Annotated in this window: 19 protein-coding genes; 12 read left to right on the top strand and 7 right to left on the bottom strand. The window is 63.3% G+C overall.

The window, feature by feature from the left end:
- Positions 1-14: 14 nt before the first annotated feature.
- Positions 15-1,544 carry an XrtA system polysaccharide chain length determinant gene (locus tag ACK6C6_RS19595; RefSeq protein ID WP_409268854.1) on the bottom strand — a complete coding sequence of 510 codons (1,530 nt, stop codon included), beginning with the start codon at positions 1,542-1,544 and terminating at the stop codon, positions 15-17.
- Between the two features lie 437 nt (positions 1,545-1,981).
- Here ACK6C6_RS19595 and ACK6C6_RS19590 point away from each other — a divergent pair, with 437 nt between their 5' ends.
- The 10 genes from ACK6C6_RS19590 (at position 1,982) to pepA (ending at position 10,145) form a co-directional block, all read left to right on the top strand.
- A complete protein-coding gene (locus tag ACK6C6_RS19590) occupies positions 1,982-2,743 on the top strand; it encodes a serine protease (protein ID WP_409268852.1) in 762 nt (253 codons plus the stop codon).
- A 156-nt stretch (positions 2,744-2,899) separates the two neighbouring features.
- The gene (locus tag ACK6C6_RS19585) at positions 2,900-3,514 is read left to right on the top strand and encodes an XrtA/PEP-CTERM system exopolysaccharide export protein (RefSeq protein ID WP_027864541.1); all 615 of its coding nucleotides are present in this window, start codon (positions 2,900-2,902) and stop codon (positions 3,512-3,514) included.
- 195 nt (positions 3,515-3,709) lie between these two features.
- On the top strand, positions 3,710-4,279 hold the full coding sequence (locus ACK6C6_RS19580; RefSeq protein WP_209589481.1) for a hypothetical protein: 570 nt from the start codon (positions 3,710-3,712) through the stop codon (positions 4,277-4,279).
- 2 nt (positions 4,280-4,281) lie between these two features.
- Positions 4,282-4,581: an HPr-rel-A system PqqD family peptide chaperone gene (locus tag ACK6C6_RS19575; RefSeq protein ID WP_409268851.1), complete on the top strand. Its 300-nt coding sequence runs from the start codon at positions 4,282-4,284 to the stop codon at positions 4,579-4,581.
- On the top strand, positions 4,575-5,498 hold the full coding sequence (locus tag ACK6C6_RS19570) for an HprK-related kinase A (RefSeq protein WP_409268850.1): 924 nt from the start codon (positions 4,575-4,577) through the stop codon (positions 5,496-5,498). Before ACK6C6_RS19575 ends, ACK6C6_RS19570 begins: the two co-directional genes overlap by 7 nt.
- Positions 5,495-6,589 (top strand): nucleotidyltransferase family protein, encoded by a 1,095-nt coding sequence (locus ACK6C6_RS19565; RefSeq protein ID WP_409268848.1) that lies wholly within the window; start codon positions 5,495-5,497, stop codon positions 6,587-6,589. The genes ACK6C6_RS19570 and ACK6C6_RS19565 overlap by 4 nt, the downstream gene beginning before the upstream one ends.
- Positions 6,590-6,671: 82 nt before the next feature.
- The gene (locus tag ACK6C6_RS19560; RefSeq protein ID WP_409268846.1) at positions 6,672-7,412 is read left to right on the top strand and encodes a GAF domain-containing protein; all 741 of its coding nucleotides are present in this window, start codon (positions 6,672-6,674) and stop codon (positions 7,410-7,412) included.
- A gap of 227 nt (positions 7,413-7,639) precedes the next feature.
- Positions 7,640-8,368, top strand: coding sequence for an N-acyl amino acid synthase FeeM domain-containing protein (locus tag ACK6C6_RS19555; RefSeq protein WP_409268845.1), 729 nt, complete (start codon positions 7,640-7,642; stop codon positions 8,366-8,368).
- Between the two features lie 105 nt (positions 8,369-8,473).
- Complete coding sequence (locus ACK6C6_RS19550) at positions 8,474-9,145, top strand: class I SAM-dependent methyltransferase (protein WP_409268844.1); 672 nt, start codon at positions 8,474-8,476, stop codon at positions 9,143-9,145.
- A 169-nt stretch (positions 9,146-9,314) separates the two neighbouring features.
- Positions 9,315-10,145: a flocculation-associated PEP-CTERM protein PepA gene (gene pepA, locus ACK6C6_RS19545; protein ID WP_409268843.1), complete on the top strand. Its 831-nt coding sequence runs from the start codon at positions 9,315-9,317 to the stop codon at positions 10,143-10,145.
- An 81-nt stretch (positions 10,146-10,226) separates the two neighbouring features.
- Here pepA and ACK6C6_RS19540 read toward each other — a convergent pair whose 3' ends face one another.
- The 4 genes from ACK6C6_RS19540 to ACK6C6_RS19525 form a co-directional block, all read right to left on the bottom strand.
- Positions 10,227-11,096, bottom strand: coding sequence for a ThiF family adenylyltransferase (locus tag ACK6C6_RS19540; protein WP_409269203.1), 870 nt, complete (start codon positions 11,094-11,096; stop codon positions 10,227-10,229).
- An 84-nt stretch (positions 11,097-11,180) separates the two neighbouring features.
- Positions 11,181-11,846, bottom strand: coding sequence for an N-acyl amino acid synthase FeeM domain-containing protein (locus ACK6C6_RS19535; protein WP_036213977.1), 666 nt, complete (start codon positions 11,844-11,846; stop codon positions 11,181-11,183).
- 295 nt (positions 11,847-12,141) lie between these two features.
- Complete coding sequence (gene prsT, locus ACK6C6_RS19530) at positions 12,142-14,919, bottom strand: XrtA/PEP-CTERM system TPR-repeat protein PrsT (protein WP_409268841.1); 2,778 nt, start codon at positions 14,917-14,919, stop codon at positions 12,142-12,144.
- Between the two features lie 170 nt (positions 14,920-15,089).
- Positions 15,090-15,404 carry a hypothetical protein gene (locus ACK6C6_RS19525; protein ID WP_036213972.1) on the bottom strand — a complete coding sequence of 105 codons (315 nt, stop codon included), beginning with the start codon at positions 15,402-15,404 and terminating at the stop codon, positions 15,090-15,092.
- Positions 15,405-15,539: 135 nt separating this feature from the next.
- On the opposite strand from ACK6C6_RS19525, the gene ACK6C6_RS19520 reads away from it, so the two are divergent.
- Together ACK6C6_RS19520 and ACK6C6_RS19515 are read left to right on the top strand one after the other, a co-directional pair.
- A complete protein-coding gene (locus ACK6C6_RS19520; RefSeq protein ID WP_036213969.1) occupies positions 15,540-15,809 on the top strand; it encodes a MoaD/ThiS family protein in 270 nt (89 codons plus the stop codon).
- A 2-nt stretch (positions 15,810-15,811) separates the two neighbouring features.
- A complete protein-coding gene (locus tag ACK6C6_RS19515; RefSeq protein WP_409268840.1) occupies positions 15,812-16,900 on the top strand; it encodes a WD40/YVTN/BNR-like repeat-containing protein in 1,089 nt (362 codons plus the stop codon).
- Positions 16,901-16,947: 47 nt separating this feature from the next.
- Here the strand turns inward: ACK6C6_RS19515 and icmF are convergent, their stop codons facing one another.
- Positions 16,948-20,235: a fused isobutyryl-CoA mutase/GTPase IcmF gene (icmF, locus tag ACK6C6_RS19510; protein ID WP_409268838.1), complete on the bottom strand. Its 3,288-nt coding sequence runs from the start codon at positions 20,233-20,235 to the stop codon at positions 16,948-16,950.
- Between the two features lie 216 nt (positions 20,236-20,451).
- Positions 20,452-24,009 (bottom strand): indolepyruvate ferredoxin oxidoreductase family protein, encoded by a 3,558-nt coding sequence (locus ACK6C6_RS19505; RefSeq protein ID WP_409268837.1) that lies wholly within the window; start codon positions 24,007-24,009, stop codon positions 20,452-20,454.
- Positions 24,010-24,183: the final 174 nt, after the last annotated feature.

The raw sequence follows: 24,183 nt of genomic DNA, 5'->3' as shown, positions 1-24,183 counted from the left end.
TGCTCCTTGATCGGTTACAGGCCCGGGCGGACCAGGATGGCGGTCACGCCGGCGCCGTAGATGGCCAGCAGCACCGCCACGGCGGCGCCCAGGGCAACCAGGCGGCGCTTGCGGCGGACGGTCTGCTGTTCGGTCCAGTTCATGCTGATCGAGCCGAGGATCGGCAGGCCGGTCACCTCGCGCAGGGCGGCCTGGCTCAGGAAGGTCGGACGCAGCTGGCTCATCAGGAAGGCCGAGGCCAGGCCGGCGACCAGCGCGCCGACGAACACCAGCGAGAACAGGCGCAGGCGGTTCGGCCCGGACGGCAGCAGCGGCGCGGTCGGCGGCTCGATCACGCGGAAGGCCAGCATGTCGGTGGCCGAAGTCAGGTCGCCCGACAGCTTGGCCGACTCGCGGCGTTGCACCAGCTGCTGGTAGTTCTCGCGGTTGACTGCGTAGTCGCGGTTGAGCTGGGCCAGCTGGGCCTCGATCTCGGGCGCCTGGCTGCTCTGGGCGCGCAGGCGCGCCACGCGTGCCGAGTGTTCGCTGACCCGCGCCTGCAGCGCGGCCACGCGCGCTTCGGCTTCCGACAGCGCCACGTTCATCTGCTGCAGCATCGGGCTATAGCCGGCGCCCGGGTCGGCGCTCGGCTTGCGGTTCTTGGCCAGTTCCTTCTTGCGCGCGACGAGCTGGTCGAGCAGGCGGGCATTGGCGATGATGTCGGGGTGCGCTTCGGTGTACTGGGTACGCAGGCCGTCCAGGGTCTTGGTGACGGCAGCGATGCGCGATTCGAGTTCCGGGTCGGTGATCGGGATCGGCGCGGTCTCGCCCGGGGCGGCTTCGCCGGCGATGCGGCGGCGGATCGCGTTGCGCGCCTGCTCGGCTTCGGCCAGTTCCAGGCGTGCGCTGTTCAGCGTTTCGCTGGCAGCCATCATGCGCGAACCGAAGTCGCCGCCTTCCGACGGCAGCATGCCCATGTTGCGGATCTTGAATTCCTTCAGGCTGTTCTCGGCCGCCGCCAGCTTTTCCTCGTAATTGCGGATCTGGTCGTCGATGAACTGGACCGCCTTCTCGGAATCCTGCTTCTTGCCGCCGAAGCTGCCTTCCATGAAGATAGCCAACAGCGACTGCACCACGTCCTTGCCCAGCTTCGGATCGGGGGCGGTGTAGCTGATGGTATAGATGTCGTCGCGCTCGGTGCCGGCGATCTTGATCTTCTCCATCAGCTCTTCGACGATCTCGTCGTGTTCCTTGGCGTTCTTGGCCTTGACGTCGAGATCGACCATGCGCATCACGCGTTCCACGTTCGGCCGGCTGATCAGGGTGCGGCGCATGTACAGCACTTGCTGGTCGAGGTTCGGCAGCGTGGTCATGCCCGACAGCAGAGGCTTGAGGATGCTCTGGGTATCGACGTAGACGCGCGCCGAGGTTTCGTACTGGTTGGGCAGTTTCAGGACCACCACCCAGCCGACAATGGCCACGGCCCAGGTGATGAAGACTGCATGCCAGCGGTACTTCCCGATTGCCTTGAGGAAGTTAAGGATTGCGGCTGTGATATCTGCCATGTGTGGATTCTCGCCTAAGAGATTGCCGGTGATTTGGCAAGCTCATCAATCAATAAAAATGTCAAATAGTCTGCATGATCGCTTGTTGACTGAGCAATTGCAATTGCGGGTCGGAAAAATAGGCGGCAGACGCGACAAAAATGGTGGTCCATGCAACACAAATTCCTAACCGCAATAAACATTTGACGGTTTTTCCATGAATTCAGCATTCAAAAGTTATGTGATAGCAACATTTAGCCGTGGAAATGCTGTTTGGCTGTACATTGTGTTGCCACCTCATCCCTCCGCTCGCGTACACTCATGACCGTTTCTTTAACGAAAATTGCCCTGTGTCAAATACGTATTTTAATGTCGGAAAGACAAAAGTGCCCACACGATTGATTCTTGTTCGAAACCTTGCTGCGGCGCCCAAAACGGCCAGGAGAATCGCGCTGCAAGTGCTCCTGCACTCCCTCGTCCTGGCCGTCGCCGCTACCGTTCCAGGCGCGGCCAGGGCCCAGAACTTGCCCCGTACGGTGGCGCAGATCAAGCCTTCGGTGGTCGGCGTCGGCACCTTGCTCAAGACCCGTCAGCCCGCCGTCGTGTTCGTCGGCACCGGCTTCGCCGTCGGCGATGGCCTGAGCATCATTACCAATGCCCACGCCATCCCGAAGCAGCTGGATACCGCGCGCAAGGAAGAGCTGGGAATCGTGATCGGCGGCGAGGGCGCCTCCGTCAGCTTCCGTCCGGCGCGCCTGGTGGCGCTGGACGCGGAACACGACCTGGCCCACCTGCGCCTGTCCGGAACGCCGCTGGCCCCGCTGGCCCTGGCCGCCGACGACAGCGTGGCCGAAGGGCAGGAACTGGCATTTACCGGCTACCCGCTGGGCATGCGCCTGGGCCTGCATGCGGCGACCCACCGCGCATTGCTGGCCGCGATCACGCCGGTGGTGCGGCCCTCGCTGAATTCGCGCCAGCTCGACGCGCGCGCGATCACCCAGCTGCAGCGCTCGCCGTTCCGGATCTACCAGCTCGACGGCACCGCCTATCCCGGCAACAGCGGCAGCCCCCTGTTCCGGCCCGACGACGGCAGCGTGGTCGGGGTGATCAATATGGTATTCCTGAAGGGTTTGCGGGAAAGCGCAGTGTCGGACCCGAGCGGCATCACCTACGCGATTCCGGTGCGCCACGTGCGCGAGCTCCTGCAGCGCCCGCAGTAAGGCGGCAAGCCAGGACTGGCGCGCGCGCCACAAGTATTTCAATTGTGCAGGTGTTGCCGAAGTGCTATGGTATAGAATTATGCTCAACAATATTGCATGCATGCGGCAGCCGACCAGGCGCCATGCCAACCCGAGGATTTTGACGTGAGCACGAACATGACCCCCAAGATCAAGCGCGCGGCCCAGGCTGTTGCGATCAGCTGCCTGTTTATCCTGGGCGGCTGCGCCAGCAACCTGCCGGCGCTGCCTTCAACCGAAGCAGTGAACCCGGAATACCTGATCGGCCCGGGTGATGCGATCAACATCATCGTGTGGCGCAATCCGGAAGTGTCGATGTCGGTGCCGGTCCGTCCGGATGGCAAAATCACCACGCCGCTGGTGGAAGACCTGCCGGCCGCCGGCAAGACATCGACCCAGCTGGCGCGCGACATTGAAGCGGCTCTTGCCAAGTTCATCCAGCAGCCGGTCGTGACCGTGGTCGTCACGAACTTTGTCGGCAATTACAGCGAGCAGATCCGCGTCATCGGCCAGGCAGCCCGTCCGCAGGCTCTGCCGTATCGCAGGGACATGTCTCTGATGGATGTGCTGATTGCCGTGGGCGGCGTGACCGAATTCGCGTCCGGCAACCGCGCCAGCCTGATCCGCACCGTGGACGGCAAGCAGCAGCAATACCGCGTGCGCCTCGATGACCTGATCAAGGACGGTGACATCTCGGCCAACATCCAGATGCGCCCGGGCGACGTGCTGGTCATTCCTGAGAGTTTCCTTTAAGACATTCTTAGCCGCTGTCGAAAAATCTGACACAACGATCTAAAATCTCGCTAGACTGCATGCTTAAACGATGAGCAGTTCTCGTATCTTCCTGTTTTTTAGCGAGTTTTAGGAAGCAGTGCAACACGGCATGTTTTTTGCTTAACTGAAACGCATGCCGTCGTGGCAAATCATATCAATGTGAGGATAGACACCGTGTCCACCGAAAACCAAGCAGGGCGCCCTGCCGAGGCTGCTCCGATGACCCCGCAGGGCGCGGCGCGGCGCCGTCTGGCGAAGGCCGGGCTCGGTGCGGCCGGCGTGCTGTGGACGACCCGGAGCCATGCGCTCGATTTCAAATGCGTTTCCGCATCGGCGGCCCTTTCCGCAGGCCTGAACAGTAAAGTTTCGGACGACTCGGTGGCTTGCGCAGGCAAGTCGCCTGGCTACTGGAAGAACCACGGAGGCTGGCCGGTGTCGACGACGACGCTGTTCGGCGACGTGTTCAGCTGTTCCGGCAGGACGACAAGCACGTACGGTGCGACGACGCTGATCAAGATGCTCAGCAAGCGCGATTTCGACAAGTCGAACCTGGGCATGCACCTGACGGCAGCTTACCTGAACGTCAAGTCCGGCAGAATCGGCTTCCTGTCGGAGCGCACCTTGCAGCAAATGTGGCGTGAGTTGCAGACTTCTGGTCACTACGAGCCGGCACGAGGTGTGTTCTGGGATATTGAAACTACCAAGAATTACCTCGAGTCCACTTACAAGGGCGATCGCACATAAGGATGTTGCCGGTCGAGTTGTCGCATGCGGTATGGCGTCTGATCGAGGGCCAGTCGCTTCGTTACCGCTGCTGGGACGAGGAGGCCGTGTTGTACAACGACCTGTCCGGAGCGACCCACCTGCTCGGACCGGCAGCGCTGTGCGTGCTCGAGGCGCTGCGTCCAGGCCCTGCATCCATGGCGGCACTGGCATCCAGGCTGCTCGATGAATTCGAGATCGACGACGCGAGCGTCGGTGCCGAACTGCATGTCCTGCTCGATGAAATGTCGCAGCTCAGCCTGATCGAATCCTGTCCATGCTGACGCTGGCCAGCCTCGGCCGCGGGGAAATGCTGCGCCGCCTTGCCCTGTCCGGCCCCGGCCTGGTGCTGCGCACCGGGCCTTTTCGCAGCCGTATCCATACCGACATCGCCCACCTGGCCGATGCCATCGCGCTGCTGTATGCCGACTATCCCGTCGAAGGCGAGGACGGCTTTGCCGACTTCCAGCTCGCCTTCCGCCGCTCGGGCGGCCTGCGCCGCTGGTACCGTCCGCAGGTGCGATTCGACAGCGACGGCCAGGCGCCGTTCCAGCCGCTGCCGCTGGAGCAGGCCTTGCCGATGTTCGAATGGGTGATGAACTGGTGCGTATCGCACCATGCGCACGGCTACCTGATCATCCACGCCGCCGTGCTCCAGCGCGGCAATGCCGCCGTGATCCTGCCGGCGCCGCCGGGTTCCGGCAAGAGCACCCTGTGCGCCGCCCTTGCCAGCCGCGGCTGGCGCCTGTTGTCGGACGAGCTGACCCTGGTCAGGCCGCAGGACCTGGCGCTGCTGCCGCTGGCGCGCCCGGTCAGCCTCAAGAACGCGTCGATCGGCGTGCTGCGCAGCTATGCGCCGGGCGCTCTGTTCGGCCCCGAGGTCCATGGCACTTCCAAGGGGACGATCGCCCATATGCGGGCGCCGGGCGCCAGCGTCGCCGCCGCTGCCGAACCTGCGCGTGCGACCCACGTCGTGTTTCCCAGATACGAAGCGGACGCCCCGGCCAGCCTGGTGCCGATGCCGAAGGCGCGCCTGTTCACCGGCATGGTCGATAACGCCTTCAATTACGCGGTGCTGGGAGGGCAGGGTTTCGACGTCCTCGGACGCCTGGTCGAGGGCTGCAGCGGATACACGTTCAGCTACGGCCGGCTCGACGATGCCATGGCCGTTTTCGACAGTTTCGCAGGCGGCACGTCATGAAGCCGCTGCCCTTGCTGGTCGAGGTCCTGCGCGATCCGGCGCGGGTCGAAGGACTCGGCCTGGCCGACTGGGACCTGCTGCTGCGCCAGGCGGCGAATGCCGGCCTGACTGCTACCCTGGGAGCCAGCCTCGCCGAAGCAGGCCTCCTGGCGTCGCTGCCGCCGGCCCCGCGCCGGCATCTGGAATGGGCCGGCGTCGTGCTGCAGGCGCACCAGCGCGCCGTGCGCTTCGAAGTGGATCAGATCCGGCGCGCCCTGGCCAGCCTCGGCCTGCCGCTGATCCTGCTGAAGGGGGCCGCCTATGTCCTGGCCGGGCTGCCGCCGGCGCAGGGACGCATCTTTTCCGACGTCGACGTCCTGGTGCCGAAGGAGCGCATCGGCGAAGTCGAGGCGGCGCTGATGCTGCACGGCTGGGCCAGCGCAAAGCAGGACCCCTACGACCAGCGCTACTACCGCGAATGGATGCACGAACTGCCGCCGATGGATCATGTCGAGCGCGGCAGTACCATCGACGTGCACCATGCCATCCTGCCGGAAACCGCGCGTGCGCGGCCGGATCCGGCACTGCTGCGTGCCGCGGCCCAACCGATCCCCGGAAGCGAGCATCTGTGGATGCTGGCGCCGCACGACCTGGTGCTGCACAGTGCGGTGCACCTGTTCTCCGAAGGTGAAACGGACCATGGCCTGCGCGACCTGCTCGACCTGCACCGCTTGCTGCTGCACTTCGGCGCCGCGCCCGGCTTCTGGGAAGGACTGGCGGCGCGCGCCGTCCAGCTGCACCTGGCGCGGCCGCTGTTCTATGCGCTGCGCTATTGCAGCCGGCTGCTCGGGACCCCGGTGCCGGCGTCGGTGCTGGCCGAGGCCGCGGCGGCAGGCCGGCCTGCCGCACCCCTGCTGGCCCTGATGGACGGAATCTTCCTGCGTAACCTGGTCCCGCTCCACCCGAGCTGCGCCGACCGCCTTAGCCCACTGGCGCAGGGCGCGCTCTACTTGCGCGGCAACTGGCTGCGCATGCCGCTACCGATGCTGGCGCGCCACCTGTTTCACAAGGCCTTCATCTCACCGCGCACCGCCGGGGCAGAGCAAATGTGATAACACGGCCGGTTTCAATAGCATGCTATAAATGAAATATGTTGAAATCGGTCTCACCAACTCATCCTTGCGCGAGGAAAGCATGCAGGCAGTATCCCTTCCCCTGATCCGTTTACAAGCCCTGCAACAGGCACTGGCGCAAGGCCCGGAGCAGGCAAGCCTCCAGGACCAGGTCCGGCGCGCGGCCGGCGTGATCGGCGCGGCAAGCTGTTCGGTCATGCTGCTGGGGAGCGAAGGGGAAGGCGAGCCGTGCATGAGCATCCATGCCCATCATGGTCCCTTGCCCAGTGCCGCGCTGCAGGCGGCCATCCGGCGCGGCGAAGGCATTTCGGGCCGCGTACTGGCCAGCGGGAATGCATTGCTGGTCGCGGACATCCGGAAATCGGAATTCGCAGCGCTGGCACGGCGCGGGACGGCGCTCGGAAGCAGCCTCGTCTGTGCGCCGATCCGTGTCGAGGGGCGCATCGTCGGGGTGGTCAATGCCGCCAACGGCAAGGACGCCGCAGCCTTCGACGAAACGGCATTATGCCTGCTCCAGCTCCTGGCCTCGTCCCTGGGCGGCTACCTGCAGGTACGTCACCTGCGACACCTGCTCGACTCGCGCTTCGCCCAGCTGGCGCTGCTGCAGGAAACGGAAGGGGAGCCGCCGGAAACGGCAAGGCTGGCTTACCGTAACCCTGAACAGGTCGCGAAGATACTGGCGCGTTCGTTCTTTCGCGAAATGCACCGGGCGGGCTTTGGCTCGGCCCAGATTCTGTCTGCGGCTTCCGAGCTGATCGGCCAGCTGAATCACGACATCCAGCAAGAGCAGCAGGGGCACTGAGCCCACGGCCTTACTGCGGCGGCGTGATCAATTCCCAACGGTACAGAACCCAGATTTGGGCCATCTCCTGTCGCCCCAAGCATGGGGGTGGAGAAGGCGCATTCTGTTCGATATGATGTAGATAAAATTCTTTAGAACAATTTGTTGCTAAATTAGAATTTCGAGTGCTATGATATGAGGCAGTCCCGACTGCGGCATGACGCGTCCATTCCGCCAGGAGAGTACACATGTTCGACACCCTAACGACAGAACCCGTCAGCCCTGCACCGGCTGACGACGGGACAGATGCGTACTCGCCCAGCATTGTCGACGTCACCATCAACGAGAGCGTGTTCGGCATCCGTGCCGCCGACGTCGACGAGCAGCGCAGTTCCGCCAGCATGCTCATCAGCAAGATGTATGCGTGGCGCGGCTATAGCGGCAACCACCATATCGGCGAGGACCCCAACCGGATTACCCTGACGGCGTCGAACAAGAATGGGGTCATCGGTACGCTGAGCCTCAACCTCGATTCGGACGTCGGCCTGCTCGCCGACCAGGTATTCCAGGATCATATCGATCCCTATCGCGCCCAGGGCAAGGTGTGCGAGATCATCAAGCTCGCCTTCGATCCGGCGATCAAATCCAAGGCGGTGCTGGCCTCCCTGTTCCATGTGGCCTTCATCTATGCCAGGGATTTGCACCAGTGCAGCGACATCTTCATCGAAGTGAATCCGCGCCACCGCCGCTTCTATGAAGTCATGCTCGACTTCCGGGTCGAATGCGAATCGCGGCCGAATCCGCGCGTCGACGCGCCGGCCGTGCTGTTGCGCGGGCATATCGCCCGCGGCACCCAGCGTATTGCCGAGGTGGCGGGGAAGGGCGACCACGCGCTTGGCGACCGCTCCCTGTTTCCCTACTTTTTCTCGCCCCGCGAAGAGGCCGGTATCATTGCGCGCTTGAAACGCATTGGCTGATTCCTGCCCCAAAATTCTTCCTGGCAGTCATCTGCAGCTTGCTCCTGGCTGCAGAAGCTCCTATATTCACTTTCTTCTTTTCACCATTTACAGCAAGGAACGCCCATGACGAGCGGTAAAACCCGCGATGAAATCGCCGAAGCCTACTCATCCGAGCCGTGGTGGTATGACATCCGCGGCTTCTTCATCCTCACGTTCGCCTATAACAGCACGATCGGCACCCAGATGCGTTTCTTCGGCCCCAATTTCGGCCCGGATCACCTGGAGGTCGCCTGCGGCACCGGAACCCTGCTGGAAATGATCCTCAACTGGCGCCGCCGCCGCAAGCTGCCCAAGGTGAACGTGGTCGGCATCGACTACGCGCCTTCGATGCTGGCCGGCGCCAAGAAGCGCTTCGCCAAGGATCCCCAGGTGAAGGTGCAGCATGCCGACGCCGCCGACCTGCCTTTCCCGAGCAATCACTTCGATACGGCCAACATCGCCAACTCGATCCATTGCTTCCCGACCGTCGACGGGGCGTTGCGCGACATTCTGCGCGTGCTCAAGCCGGGCGGAACGCTGGCGGCCAATGTGCTGCTGTATCCGAGCGGTTTCGCACCGCTGCGCTGGGCAGCCCAGAAGATCAACGACTGGGGTATCAAGAAAGGCATCCTGTACAGCCCGTTCCGCGAACAGGACATCCGGCAGAAGATGCTGGACGCCGGCTACGAAATCGCTTCAGAATTTAAATCTGGAAACACTTGGAACGTGGTTGCAAGAAAACCTTCGATCCGATAATTGCACTAAATAAATTTAACAAAGTAAATGTGTCGGTTTACTTTACACGTGCAGATAACTCAAGCATTGATAAAAACTTAAGTCATTGATTTTAAGGAGAATTTGAGAGCTGGCACGGTGTTTGCTCTATATGCTTGCGTAAGTTCCGAATTCATCCAGGAGATCATAAATGAAAGCAATGTTTTCGAAGAGCATTCTGGCCGGCGCAATCGCCGTAACTTCCCTGTTCGCAGGTAGCGCACAGGCACAAGCAGTTTATCCGGATTTCACCGTGCAGAAGCCGGGTACTACTGATGCCGCTGGTCAGTTCACCGCTGACAAAATTGTGTCGAACTATATCGAACGCATCACGTTCTCTGAGCGTGGCGCCGATGGTTCGGGTACCTTCACCGTCAATCTGTTCTTCGACCTCGAAGGCTTCGCCAAGAACGATGGCGCTACTGCCCTCGACAATACCGGCCTGAACTCGAACTACGATGTCTACGGTTTCTACACCGCAACCGGCACCTATACCCCAGACGGCGTCAACACCGTGTTCACCTTCCTGCCAGGCACTGGCTCGAGCCTGTCGGTCTGGCTGGATCGTAACAACGACACCGTGTCGTCGGTCGCGAAAGGCGTCCTGCCAACCGACTACATCAACCGTGGCGATGACCTGCTGCTGGCAACCGGCACCGGCATTGAAGGCGAGGGCAACCTGACCCCAACCAGCTTCAACTGCCGCCGTGGCCTGGAGTGCGGTGCCTTCGGCTCGGTCACCAGCTTCGAGCTGACCGCCGATGGTCGCGCGTTCTTCATCGATCCGAAGCCGTTCTACAACATCTCGCTGCAGCGCGGTCAGTTGAACAACTTCCCGGTGACTGGTACCCAGACCATTAACGGTTCGATGGACATCACCTTCGAAGAAGGCGCACGTGTACCTGAGCCAGCATCGCTGGGTCTGCTGGGTCTCGGCCTGCTGGGCCTGGGCGCCGCACGTCGCCGCAAGCAAGCCAAGTAATCTTGTCCGGGGCCTGGTTCGCCAGGTTCGGCAAAAAAAATCCACTGCCTCGGCAGTGGATTTTTTTTGGCTCAAACAAATTCAGCGCATCTTGCTGGCGAACTGGCGCTTGCCGATCGCAATCGCTAGCCTCTGGATCGGATGGCTGCTGCCGCCCGGGCGCCAGGTCTGCTTGAGCTTGTTGCGGTAGGCGTCGAACTGCATGCCATAGGGCGCCGCCAGCACCTTGCCGCGACCGAGCAGGATCTTCAGCGCTTCGGTCCCGACGATGCCTGCACACAACTGGCAGGCCATGAAGGTCGACGGGCCGCGCTGCTCGTCGAAATTCACCGCTTCCGGCATCACGAGGTAGGGCCGGTGCAGCCCGGCCGGCGCCAGGCCGATGGCGAAACGGATCGCCTTGTCGATGTCCGGCAAGTCACCCCACTGGAAATACTCTTCGAAAGTCATTCCGCCCGGCATGAAGTTCAGCAGGGCGGCTCCCATGCCCAGCGGCGCCGCGGTGGTGGCCGGCACGCCCAGCTCTGCGCACCTTGCAAAGGTCTGGCGGCGTGCATCGAAGGCGAAGAAATCCAGGCCGTCGACATACAGGTCGGCATCTCCCAGGAAATCGTCGAGATTGCCGGCATCGACGCCGTCCGGAAATACGCGGATCTCGACTTCGGGATTGATGTCGCGCGCCATGCGCTCCAGGACTTCTGCTTTCGGCTGGCCCAGCGTGGACATCATCGCGCCCACCTGGCGGTTGAAATTCGGGATATCGAAGCGGTCGAAATCGGCGATATTGAATCTGGAAATACCGAGGCGCGTCAATGTCAGCAGGTGGACCCCGCCGACACCGCCGATACCGGCAATCGCCACACGCTTGTTGCGCAACCGTTGTTGTTCTTCCGGAGTGATCCAGCCAATATTGCGCGCAAAAGCCTGCTCGTAGCGAAACGGATTTTTCATCATGGATGGGAATAGTTGACGTAAAGCGCCGCTGCCGCGCATGCGCGTCATCGGCCTTATCGATACAGGTACCGCTATATTGCGCTATGAGGAAATGTGGTGCTCATCCATGCGCAACAGGCGGTTGATAATACCGCGTTCCTCGCGGGGGGAAAAGAAATACGGGTAGAGCGAGCGCTCCGCGCTGCCGGCGGGGGTATCGAAGGTTCCGCCCAGGCGCTCGACCTGTTCGCTCACGTAATCGAGGCTCAGGTGCATCAGGTAAGCCGGGGCATTCACGCGCGGATTGATTTTCAATTCCCCTTGCTGGCGGAAACCGAGCATGCGCTCGTAGAAGCGGCGATGGCGCGGATTGATTTCGATGACGACGTCGGTGCAGTCGTACAGGTCGCGCGCGTAAATGAGTGCCAGATGAAATACGTTGGCCAGGGGAACTCGGGAGCGTTCCGAGAGGTCAAACGCCAGCTTGGTGCATTCACACAGCCGTGCGCCACGCGCCCGATGCTCGTCAAGAATGTCCTTGAACAACTCGTCGGCCATCAGGCCGAGTTCCGAATCGATGCCGATGGTCACCGTGCCCACGACCTCACCCTTGTCGGTGGCGGTCAGCGTCACGCGATTATGCTCATCGAGGACATGGCGCGAACCGGTATACCCGCGACGGGCATACATGCGTTTCACAAGCATGCTGGCCGAATTTCGGCCCTCAGCAGTATCCGGTAGACGAATTCCGTACGAATCGTCGTTCACGATAAAACATCCTCGAAAGTAGAGGCTGCCATAGTATCGCGACTGACATATATCGCGCGTTCGCTAGGGAAGCAGCCAATGAAACCTGGGCCGATGAGGAACAGGACAGCGCCATCCCATGCCGAATGCCGGCATGCGATGGTTCAGGAAAGCCCGAGATGGTTGGCGTGCCACGTCCTTGCATCGAGGCGTGGCTTATGTGGAGTCTGCCCCGGTTTCCGTCGATCGGGGCGATTCCGCCGCACCAGCGGCGCAGCGGAACCGAAACCAGTTTGATATCAATATATTATCAAACTTACAGGGCCTTGAGCAATGCGCGCGCGGCATCAATTTCACTGAAAGGCGCATTCTGGGCGAGCGCCTTGTCGATTTCCTTGCGTGCTCCCTGCTTGTCGCCCGATTTATGCAGGGCGACCGCCAGGTGATAACGGATTTCCGGTGCATTCGGCGCTTTCTCGACAGCCTTCTGCAGCAGCGGCAGGGCACGCGCGGTATCACCCTTTTCCACCAGCAGCCAGCCGAGGGTATCCATCACGCCGGGATGGTTGCCCGCCAGCTTGAAGGCTTGTTCGGCCGTCGCCAGTGCTCGCGGATCTTTTTCCTGCTGATAGGCCCAGGCCAGGTTGTTCAAGATTTGCGGATTGTTCGGCGCCGCCTTGAGCGCGCGCTCGAGCACCGGAATCGCCTGTTTGTATTCCTTGTTGCCCAGGTTGATTTCCGCCGCCATCAAGGCGACGCGTACGTCGTTCGGATGCTGATTGAACCATTGCGTGCCGCGCGCACTGGCTTCCTTGCCCTTGCCGGCCAGGTTCATCGCCTGCATCGTCTTGAGCAGCAGTTCCGGCGAGCTCGACAGCGACTGGGCCTTTTCGTAGGCCACCACGGCCTGCGCAGGTTTCTTTTGCGCCAGCATCACGTCGCCTTCGAGCATGTAGCCGGCAGGCGACCTGGGCTCGCGTTTCTGCAGATCGCGCGTGATCTGCAGTGCCTCGTCAGCACGGCCGGCGCGCAAGGCCATGTCGATCTGGGCCAGGCGGGCCGGGACGAAATTCGGCTCCAGCTCGATGGCGCGCTTGAGATGGCTGGCGGCCGAGGCCTCGTTCTTCATGGCCGTGTACACGCCGGCCAGGCGCAGCTGCGCTAGCGCCGACTTCGGCATGACGTTCACCAGCTTGCCATAGGTTTCCAGGGCGCCTGCCGTGTCCTTGGTCGCCATCTGCGCCTGGCCCATCATTTCGAGCAAGCCGCCATGCGTCGGGTTGGCGGGTTGCAGCTTGCGCGCCAGGGTCAGGGCCTTCTGCGCCTGATTGGTACGGATGTAGTGCATGCCCAGGTTCAGGGCCGGCGCCACCGCTTCCGGATTGGCGTTGCTGGCCTTCTCGAGCCAGCTCGTGACCTCGTCGGGACGGTTCTGCACCAGGGCCAGTTCGGCCAGCGCCGTCATCGCGTCGACATTGTTCTTGTCCTTTTCCAGCACTTTCAGGAAGCGGCCCTTGGCCGCGTCGGGCTGCTTCGCCTGCATGTCCAGGCGTGCCAGGTTGGCGGTCGCAGGCAGGAAGGTCGGCTGCAGCGCCACCGCCTTGTCCCAGGCGGCGCGTGCGCCCGCGACGTCGCCCTTGGCCAGATAGACCTGGCCTTTCAGGTTCTGCACCTGCGGGCTGTCCGGCTGCTGTTTCTCGAGGCTGGCGACCGCCTGCAAGGCCTTGTCGAACTGTTTCAGGCCCATGTGCGTCTGGATCAGGGCGACATTGGCTTCCGCCGACTTGGGATCGAGCGTGGCAGCCAGTTCCAGTTCCTTCAGGCCACGTGCCTGGTCACCCTGCGCAAGTTTCGAGATGCCGAGCGAGGTACGCACGCCGGCCGCCTTGGGCGCCAGTTCGGCCGCCTTTTCCAGGTAATCGCTGGCCTTGTTGAAGTCACGCACCTGCATGTGCGACTGGCCGGCCAGGGCCAGCAGCTGCGCATCCTGGGTTCCGTCCTTCAGTGCCGGCGCCAGCGCCGCGGCCGCATCGGCCGGCTGGCTGCTCTTGAGCAGGGTCTGGGCTAGCAGCTTGCGTGCATAGACATTGTTCGGATTGCTCTCGAGATACTTGCGCAGGTGCTGTTCAGCCTGATTCACCGCGCCGAGGTTCATCTCGGAGGCACCGGCCAGCAGCAGGGTCGGCATGTGGTCCGGCGCCACTTTCAGGATCTTTTGCAGCGATTCCTGGGCTACGGCATATTTACCTTGCGAGAACTCGTACAGGGCGCGCACGTAGACCACCAGCAGGTTGCCCGGCGCCGCTTTCTCGGCGCCTTCCACGGCCAGCTTGGCGGCCGGGAATTTGCCGCGGCCGATTTCGACGTAGGCCTTTTCGATAAAGGCATCGCGGTCGTTCGGCTTGAGCTTGAGGGCTTCGTCATACGCGGCCACGGCCTCGTCAGCCTTGTTGTTCATGCGCAGCATGCTGCCTTGCGCCATCCAGACGTCCGGGTTCTTCGGGTCCTTGGCCAGCGCCTCGGCCAGCAGGCGCTCCGCGCCTGAGCGGTCATCGCTCAGCATCGCATGGCGCGCCAGGCCGAGGAAGGCGCTGCCCAGGTTCGGGTCAATGGCCAGCGCGGCCTCGAAGGCGGCCTTGGCTTCCTCCGGCTTGCCGGTTACCAGCAGGGCGTCGCCACGCAGGGACAGCAGCGGCGCCGAGCCTTTGGCTTGGTCGGCAGAAATGTCGTCCAGCAATTCCTTGGCGCGGCCCAGCTGCATGTTGGCCTTGCCCAGCAGCGGCAGGACACGTCCTGCATCGGCGCCGAGGGAACGGGCCTTGCGCAGTTCCTTGTCCGCCGAGATAGCATCGCCTGTTTGCAGGTACAGCATGCCCAGCTGGATGCGCGCTTCGGCGTCCTCCGGGCTCTTGGCCACCGCGTTCTTGAGCTGGATCATCGCCGCCTTGACGTCGCCCTTTTGCTGATACTGCTTGGCTTCCGCCAGCAGTGTTTCCGTCGACTGGTTATTGCTACAGGCGGACAAACCCGCCATCAGGAAGGCGCTGGAAAGAAGTGCGGCGGAAAGCTTGAGCTTGGAGGCGTGGCGCGGCATAGGAATTCCTTGTGGGTTGTCTGGCGTTCGCATGTTGGTGCGAAGAATTAACTCGACAACAATAATACATGATGGAATCCTGTGCCAACGCAACATGGATGATACATTGTTGCAAAATTTTCCTGATTGTTGCTTTCAAAAAATTTACTGTTGGACGGGTGGTACAAGCGCTATTCTGGTGCGTTGCCTTTGCGCAAGCGGCCCAGCAATTCCTCGACGTTGTCGCCTACGGGAAGGCCATGCCGGCGCAGCAATTGAACGTGCAACACCAGGTTTTCGAGCACCAGCTTGGCCGACACCGCCAGCAGGGTCATCAGGCGGTCTTCGGTGCTGAAGTTTTCCATGGCGGCCGCCATTTCGCACAGGTGGCTGGCCACCAGGGTGCGCAGCTCGTCTTCAGGAAAGGGGAGGTCGGCGAAGTCGATCGGATCTTCCTGTTCGACTTCGGCCATCAGGGCGGCAAGTTGCTCGGGCTGGATCGGCATACATGAACTCCATGGATGGTTGTCCAGTCCATTCTAGGCCAGCCGCGGATGCAGGACCCACGGAATTGGACAGATGCGGCGCCGGCCAGACAGGCATAGAATGGCCTTTCACATGAGAAATGATGAGCGCAGGCGATGGCACGGCTGTTCTTCACCCAGCAACTGGCGCGCTTTACCAGCGTGCCCCAGGTCGAGACCTCGGCAGGCGCACTGCGCGCCGCCCTGGAAGATGCCTTTGCCATCAATCCGCTGCTGCGCGGCTACGTGCTCGACGACCAGGGCCGGTTGCGCGCCAATGTGACTATCTTTATCGACGGCCGGCGCTGCCATGATCCGGCGCGCCTGGACGACCCCTTGCAGCCCGGCAGCCAGGTCTACGTGCTGCAGGCCCTTTCCGGAGGCTGAACATGAGCGAGCGTGCTTACCTGTCGACCCGCAAGGGCCTGTTCGAACTGCGCAAGGTAGAGGGCCGCTGGGACTTCGGCCCGGTCCATTTCCTGGGCGAGCCGGTGTCGATGGCGCTGCCGGACCCGCGCGACGGCAGCCTGTATGCTGCCCTGAACCTGGGCCATTTCGGGGTCAAGCTGCACCGCCGCCGCGAAGGCAGCGAAACCTGGACCGAGCTGCCCGCACCAAGCTACCCGCCCAAGCCGGAGGATAGCGAAGACAAGACCGACTGGAACAACCGCATGATCTGGGCGCTGGAGGCGGGCCATGCCGGCCAGCCCGGCCTGCTGTGGGCGGGCACGCTGCCCGGCGGCCTGTTCGTCTCGCGCGACCATGGCGATACTTGGCAACTGGTGCGCCCGCTGTGGGACGTGCCGCAGCGCGCCAACTGGTTCGGCGGCGGTTACGACGTGCCCGGCATCCACAGCATCAGCGTCGACCCGCGTGACGCCGGACAGCTGCTGGTCGGCGTCTCCTGCGGCGGCGCCTGGCGCAGCGAGGACGGCGGCGCCAGCTGGAGCGTCAGTTCGACCGGCATGCGCGCCGACTACATGCCGCCCGAGATGAACGAGAACGAGGAAATCCAGGATCCGCACCGCATCGTGCGCTGTCCCGGCCAGCCGGACGTGCTCTGGTGCCAGCACCACAATGGCATGTGGCGCTCGCAGGATGGCGGGCGGCGCTGGCAGGAGATCACGGCGGCGCCGCTGTCGCGCTTCGGCTTCGCGGTGGCGGTTCACCCGATGGATGGCAACACAGCCTGGTTCGTGCCGCTGGAGGCGGACCAGCGCCGCATCCCGGTCGGCGCCGCCATGGCGGTGCTGCGCACGCGCGACGGCGGCAAGAGCTTCGAGGTGCTGCGCCACGGCCTGCCACAGGAGCATTGCTACGACCTGGTGTACCGCCACGGGCTGGCGGTGAGCAGCGACGGCCATACCCTCCTGATGGGGTCGACGACGGGCGGGGTGTGGATCTCGGAAAACGGCGGCGACAGCTGGCGGACCTTGTCCACCACGCTGCCGCCGGTGTATGCGGTGAGTTTCGCGTAATACCAACGCTCACCGTGCGCCGCCCACGGGCGTGGGCGGCGAAGGTCTTACATATTGCGGCGATACTGCCCGCCGACCTCGAACAGCGCGGTCGTGATCTGGCCCAGCGAGCAGACGCGCACGGCGTCCATCAGCTTGGCGAACACGTTCTCGTTGTCGATCGCGGCCTGCTGCAGCGCGGCCAGGGCGGCCGGGGCCTTGTCGGCATTGCGAGCGTGGAAGGCTTCCAGGCGGGTCAGCTGCGACTGCTTTTCGTCGTCGGTCGAACGCGCCAGCTCGATCGTCGCCGGGGCACCCAGACCGTTCGGGTTGCGGAAGGTGTTCACGCCGATGATCGGCAGCGAGCCGTCGTGCTTCTTGTGCTCGTACAGCATCGACTCTTCCTGGATCTTGCCGCGCTGGTAGCCGGTTTCCATCGCGCCCAGCACGCCGCCGCGCTCGGCGATGCGCTCGAACTCCTGCATCACCTGCTCTTCGACCAGGTCGGTCAGCTCGTCGATGATGAAGGCGCCCTGGTTCGGGTTTTCGTTCTTCGCCAGGCCCCATTCGCGGTTGATGATCAGCTGGATGGCCAGTGCGCGGCGGACGGATTCGTCGGTCGGCGTGGTGATTGCTTCGTCGTAGGCGTTGGTGTGCAGCGAGTTGCAGTTGTCGTAGATCGCGATCAGCGCCTGCAGCGTGGTGCGGATGTCGTTGAAGTCGATTTCCTGCGCGTGCAGCGAGCGGCCCGACGTCTGGATGTGGTACTTCAGCTTCTGGCTGCGCTCGTTGGCGCCGTATTTGTCGCGCATCGCGACTGCCCAGATGCGGCGCGCCACGCGGCCCAGCACCGTGTATTCCGGGTCCATGCCGTTCGAGAAGAAGAAGGACAGGTTCGGCGCGAAATCGTCGATGTGCATGCCGCGTGCCAGGTAGGCTTCGACAAAGGTGAAACCGTTCGACAGCGTGAAGGCCAGCTGCGAGATCGGGTTCGCGCCCGCTTCAGCGATGTGGTAACCCGAGATCGACACCGAGTAGAAGTTGCGCACCTGGTGGTGGACGAAGTATTCCTGGATGTCGCCCATCACCTTCAGCGAGAATTCGGTCGAGAAGATGCAGGTGTTCTGGCCCTGGTCTTCCTTCAGGATGTCGGCCTGCACCGTGCCGCGCACGTTCATCAGGACCCAGTCCTTGATCTTCTGCGCTTCGTCGTCGGTCGGCTGGCGATGGTTGTCCGCCACGAACTTGTCGATCTGCTGGTCGATGGCGGTGTTCATGAACATCGCCAGGATGGTCGGGGCCGGGCCGTTGATGGTCATCGACACCGAGGTCGACGGGCTGCACAAATCGAAGCCGTCGTACAGCACCTTCATGTCGTCCAGGGTCGCGATCGACACGCCCGAGTTGCCGACCTTGCCGTAGATGTCCGGACGCAGCGCGGGGTCGGCGCCGTACAGGGTCACCGAGTCGAAAGCAGTAGATAAGCGTTTCGCGTCCATGCCGGTCGAGACCAGCTTGAAGCGCTTGTTGGTGCGGAAGGCGTCGCCTTCGCCCGCGAACATGCGGGTCGGGTCTTCGCCTTCGCGCTTGAAGGCGAACACGCCGGCGGTGTAGGGGAAGGAGCCCGGCACGTTTTCCAGCATCAGGAAGCGCAGGATCTCGCCGTGGTCCTCGAACTTCGGCAGCGCCACCTTGCGGATCGGGTTGCCCGACAGCGTCTTTTGCACCAGGCGGGTACGGATTTCCTTGTCGCGGATCTTGACGACGTAGTCGTCGCCCGCATACGCGGCCTGCATGTCCGGCCACATGGCCAGCAGTTTTTTCGCGCTGCCTTCCATGGCGTTGTCACGCTCGGTGATCAGGTCGTCCAGGACTACCTCCCGGTTGGCGGCGGCCAGCATGCGCTTGGTTTCGCTCAGCTGCTGGCGCTCGCGCGCCAGTTGCACCTGCTTCTTGACGTTGCGGTGGTAGCCGCGCACGGTGTCGGCGATCTCGGCCAGGTAACGGGCGCGCGCCGGCGGGACGATCACGTTCTTGCCGCTCGAGTATTTTTGCGATGGCGCGGCCAGGCGGCTTGCCTCCACCTGCAGGCCCAGCTCGGCCAGCTTCGGCAGCAGGCCGTGGTACAGGGCAGTGACGCCATCGTCGTTGAAGCGCGAGGCCTGGGTGCCGTAGACCGGCATCTCGTCCGGCTGCTTGCTCCACAGTTCGCGGTTGCGCTGGTACTGTTTGGAGACGTCGCGCAGCGCATCCTGGGCGCCCTTGCGGTCGAATTTATTAATGGCGATGAAGTCGGCGAAGTCGAGCATGTCGATCTTCTCGAGCTGCGAGGCGGCGCCGAATTCCGGGGTCATCACGTACATCGACGTGTCGACATGCGGCACGATGGCGGCGTCGCCCTGGCCGATGCCCGAAGTCTCGACGATCACCAGGTCGAAGCCGGCCACCTTGCAGGCGGCGATCACGTCCGGCAGCGCTTGCGAGATCTCGGAGCCCGCTTCGCGGGTGGCGAGCGAGCGCATGAACACGCGTGCCTGGCCGTTCCAGGGATTGATCGCATTCATGCGGATGCGGTCGCCCAGCAGGGCGCCGCCCGACTTGCGGCGCGACGGGTCGATCGAGATGACGGCGATGTTGAGGCGGTCGCCCTGGTCCAGGCGGATGCGGCGGATCAGTTCATCGGTCAGCGAGGATTTGCCCGCGCCGCCGGTGCCGGTGATGCCGAGGACCGGCGCCTTGACGCTGTCGGCGGCTTCGACGATCTGCTTGCGCAGGCCTTCGTCGGCCTTGCCGTTCTCCAGCGCGGTGATCAGCTGGGCCAGCGGGCGATGGCGCGCGGCGATGTCGCCCTGTTGCAAGGCGTCGATCGAGGTCGGGGCGTAGGACGACAGGTCGACGTCGCAGCTTTCCAGCATCGAGCGGATCATGCCGACCAGGCCCATGCGCTGGCCGTCTTCCGGGCTGAAGATGCGGGTGACGCCATAGGCGTGCAGTTCTTCGATCTCGCTCGGGACGATCACGCCGCCGCCGCCGCCGAACACCTTGATGTGGGCGCCGCCGCGCTGGCGCAGCAGGTCGATCATGTACTTGAAGTATTCGACGTGGCCGCCCTGGTAGCTCGAGATGGCGATGCCTTGCACGTCTTCGGCCAGGGCCGCGGTGACGACTTCGTCGACCGAGCGGTTGTGGCCGAGGTGGATCACTTCGGCGCCGTTCGACTGCAGGATGCGGCGCATGATGTTGATCGAGGCGTCGTGGCCGTCGAACAGCGAGGCGGCGGTGACGAAACGCACCTTGTTGGCCAGCTTCGGCTGCTCCGGCAGGTCGAGTTTCGCGGCGGGGGTGATGTCGTTCATTGGATTGGGTCCTTGGGAGTTCGGGAGGACAGGGGGTATCTCGGTACGGTATATGACGTTAACGTTAACGTCAAGAAGGCTACGTGCCTATGAACGTCGTTCCCGCGAAGGCGGGAACCCAAGTTTGTTGCGAGCCAATCAAATGATTGTGGCTCGCGGCGAGGAAATTGGATCCCGGCCTGCGCCGGGATGACGTTGTTTAGCGTTAGTGTTTATTCAAGCAGCGCGGCGTTTGACGTTGCCGGAGAGCAGCTCAGCCTTGCGCGCACGGAACTCGGCCACGGCCTTTTCCTTCACGTGGCCGAAGCCCCGGATCTGCTCGGGCAGCGAAGCCAGCTCGGTCGCTTCGAGATAATTCGAAGCGTCGAGCCTGGCGACCAGCGCTTCCACCATCTCGCGGTATTCCACGATCAGTGCACGCTCCATCTTGCGCTCCGCGGTCTTGCCGAAGACGTCGAAGGCGCCGCCGCGCAGACCTTTCATTTTGGCCAGCAGCTTGAAGGCGCCGAACATCCAGGAGCCGTACTGCGCCTTGACCATGTGGCCCTTGGCGTCCTTCTTCGCGAACATCGGCGGGGCGAGGTTGAACTTCAGCGAGAAGTCGCCTTCGAACTGGGTCTTGAGCTGCTCGACGAAGCGGCCGTCGGTGTACAGGCGCGCCACCTCGTATTCGTCCTTGTAGGCCATCAGCTTGGCGTAGTTCTTCGCCACCGCCATCGACATCTTGTTGCCCAGGCCTTGCGCCGATTCGGCCGCGCGCACGCGCTCCACCAGCTTCTTGTAGACCTCCGCATAGGCGGCATCCTGGTAGCCGGTCAGGTGCTCGACGCGCTTCTTGATGACGCTGTCCAGGCTTTGCGGCATCTGCACCACGATGGCCTGTGCCGGAATCGCCTGCTTCTCGACGCGCTTGACGTCCACCGCTGCGCGGCGGCCCCACAGGAAGCTCATCTTGTTGGACGCGACGGCCACGCCGTTCAGTTCGATCGCGCGCAGCAGGGCGGCTTCAGTCAAGGGGATGCGGCCCTTCTGCCAGGCGTAACCCATCAGGAACAGGTTGGTCGCGATCGAGTCGCCCATCAGCGCGGTCGCCAGCTTGGTCGCATCGACGAAGTCGACACCCGATTCACCGCCCACGGCTTCCAGGATCAGCGAGCGCACGTCGCCGGATGGGAATTCCCAGTCGCGCTGCTGGGCAAAGGTGCCGGTCGGCTGCTCGTGCAGGTTGACGATGGCCAGGGTGCGGCCCGGGCGCATCTTGGAGACCGCATCGGCGGCGCCGGTGGTCAGGATGTCGCAGCCGAGGATCAGGTCCGCTTCGCCGGTGGCGATGCGCTGGGCGCGCAGGCGGTCCGGGGTGGCGGCGATCTTGACGTGGGATGTGACGGAACCGTTCTTCTGGCTCATGCCGGTCATGTCCAGCACCGACGCGCCCTTGCCTTCCAGGTGGGCGGCCATGCCCATCAGCGCGCCGACGGTAATCACGCCGGTGCCGCCGATGCCGTTGATCAGGATGTTGTACGGATGCTCGACGCTCGGCAGTTTCGGCTCGGGAAGCATGCCCCAGCCGTCTTCGCTGCCGCTCTTCGACACGCCGGTCTTGCTCTTCTTGAGCGTGCCGCCTTCGACGGTAACGAAGCTCGGGCAGAAGCCTTTCGCGCACGAGTAATCCTTGTTGCACGAGGACTGGTCGATCTGGCGCTTGCGGCCGAATTCCGTTTCCTTCGGCAGGATCGAGACGCAGTTCGACTGGATGCCGCAATCGCCGCAGCCTTCGCACACGGCTTCGTTGATCACCATGCGCTGGTTCGGGTCCGGGAACTCGTTCTTCTTGCGGCGGCGGCGCTTCTCGGCGGCGCAGGTCTGGTCGTAGATGATGACCGTGACGCCCGGCAGTTCGCGCAGCTCGCGCTGGACATCGTCCATGTGCTTGCGGTCGTGCAGGGTGACCATGGCCGGCAGGTTCGAGCGGTCGGCATAGCGCGACAGGTCTTCGGTCACCAGTGCGATGCGTTTCACGCCCTCGGCCGCCATCTGCTGGGCGATGTGCGGTACCGACGTCGTGCCGTCGACCGGCTGGCCGCCGGTCATCGCCACCGCATCGTTGTACAGGATCTTGTAGGTGATGTTGACCTTGGCCGACACCGCCGCGCGGATCGCCAGGTAGCCCGAGTGGAAGTAGGTGCCGTCGCCCAGGTTCTGGAACACGTGCGGCACCTTGGAGAACGCAGCCTGGCCGATCCAGGGCGTGCCTTCGCCACCCATGTGGGTGGTCAGCTTGTTCATCTCCGGGTAGATCGAGGTCGCCATCACGTGGCAGCCGATGCCGGCCAGCGCGAAGGAACCGTCCGGCACCTTGGTCGAGGTGTTGTGCGGGCAGCCCGAGCAGTAGAAGGCCGGGCGGAAGGGCGTGGTGATCGCCTTCTGCAGCACGGCGTCCTTGGCTTCGAGGAAGGCCAGGCGCGCGCGGATCAGATCGCGGGTGGTGTCATCGGAGACCAGGCGCGCGATGCGGCCGGCGATCACGCGCGCCACCTGCGCCACCGAGAAGTCGGCTTTCGGCGGCAGCAGCCAGTCGCCGCGCGGCGCGACCCACTCGCCCTTGTCGTCGAACTTGCCGACGATGTGCGGGCGGACGTCGTCGCGCCAGTTGTACAGCTGTTCCTTCAGCTGGTACTCGACGACCTGGCGCTTCTCTTCGACCACCAGGATCTCTTCCAGCCCCTGCGCGAATTCGCGCACGCCTTCCGGCTCCAGCGGCCAGATCATCGCCACCTTGTACAGGCGCAGGCCGACCTTCTCGGCCATCGCTTCGTCGATGCCCAGTTCTTCCAGCGCTTCCAGCACGTCCAGGTAGGACTTGCCCGAGGCGATGATGCCCAGCTTGGCGTTGGGGCTGTCGATGGTGGTGCGATTGAGCTTGTTTTCTCTGGCGTAGGCCAGGGCCGCGTAGATCTTGTAGTCCTGCATCAGCGCTTCCTGGGCGCGCGCCTGCTGGCCCAGCGGGACCGACGACAGCCTGGTATTCAGTCCGCCTTCCGGCATCACGAAGTCTTTCGGATACTTGACCTCGACGCGGAAGGGGTTGGCGTCGACCGAGGCGCTCGATTCGACCGTGTCGGCCAGCGCCTTGAAGGCCACCGCGCAGCCCGAGTAGCGCGACATGGCCCAGCCGTGCACGCCCAGGTCCAGGTATTCCTGCACGTTGCAGGGATAGAGCACCGGGATCATGCAGGCCGAGAAGATGTGGTCGGACTGGTGCGGCAGGGTCGAGGAGTAGGCGCCATGGTCGTCGCCGGCTACCAGCAGCACGCCGCCGTGTTTCGCGGTGCCGGCGTGGTTCATGTGCTTGAAGACGTCGCCGCAGCGGTCCACGCCCGGGCCCTTGCCGTACCACATGGCGAACACGCCGTCGTATTTGCTTGGTCCGATCAGGTCGACGGTCTGGGTGCCCCAGACGGCGGTGGCGGCCAGATCTTCGTTCACGCCGGGGACGAACTGCACGTGGCTGGCTTCCAGGTGGCCCTTAGCCTTCCACAAGGTCTCGTCAAGGCCGCCGAGCGGCGAGCCGCGGTAGCCGGACACGAAACCGGCGGTGTTCAGGCCGGCGGCGGCATCGCGCTCGCGCTGCATCATCGGCAGGCGCACCAGGGCCTGGATACCGGACAGGAAGATGTTGCCGGTCCTGGCGGTGTATTTGTCGTCGAGGGTAACGGTGGTCAGGCGGGACGAATAGTCCGGCGTCGCCGCTTGTGGCGTGACGGTATCAGGCATGGGTGTCTCCAAGATCGTGAATCGGGTGTTCCGGGCTGGCTGCCGGGTAGGCAGGGCGGATGGAACGGGGTCGCGGTAGCGACAAGGCGTGCTAAGGCACTTTTATTCGCGTGGAGTGTAGGGACTTCGACCCGCCAGGGCCAATAGGGAATGCGGATGGGGGTATAAGTAAAT

It is taken from the genome of Massilia sp. BHUDP2 (assembly GCF_046236355.1).
Taxonomy (GTDB): domain Bacteria; phylum Pseudomonadota; class Gammaproteobacteria; order Burkholderiales; family Burkholderiaceae_D; genus Telluria; species Telluria varians.
This window is presented reverse-complemented; position numbering and strand designations above follow the sequence as displayed.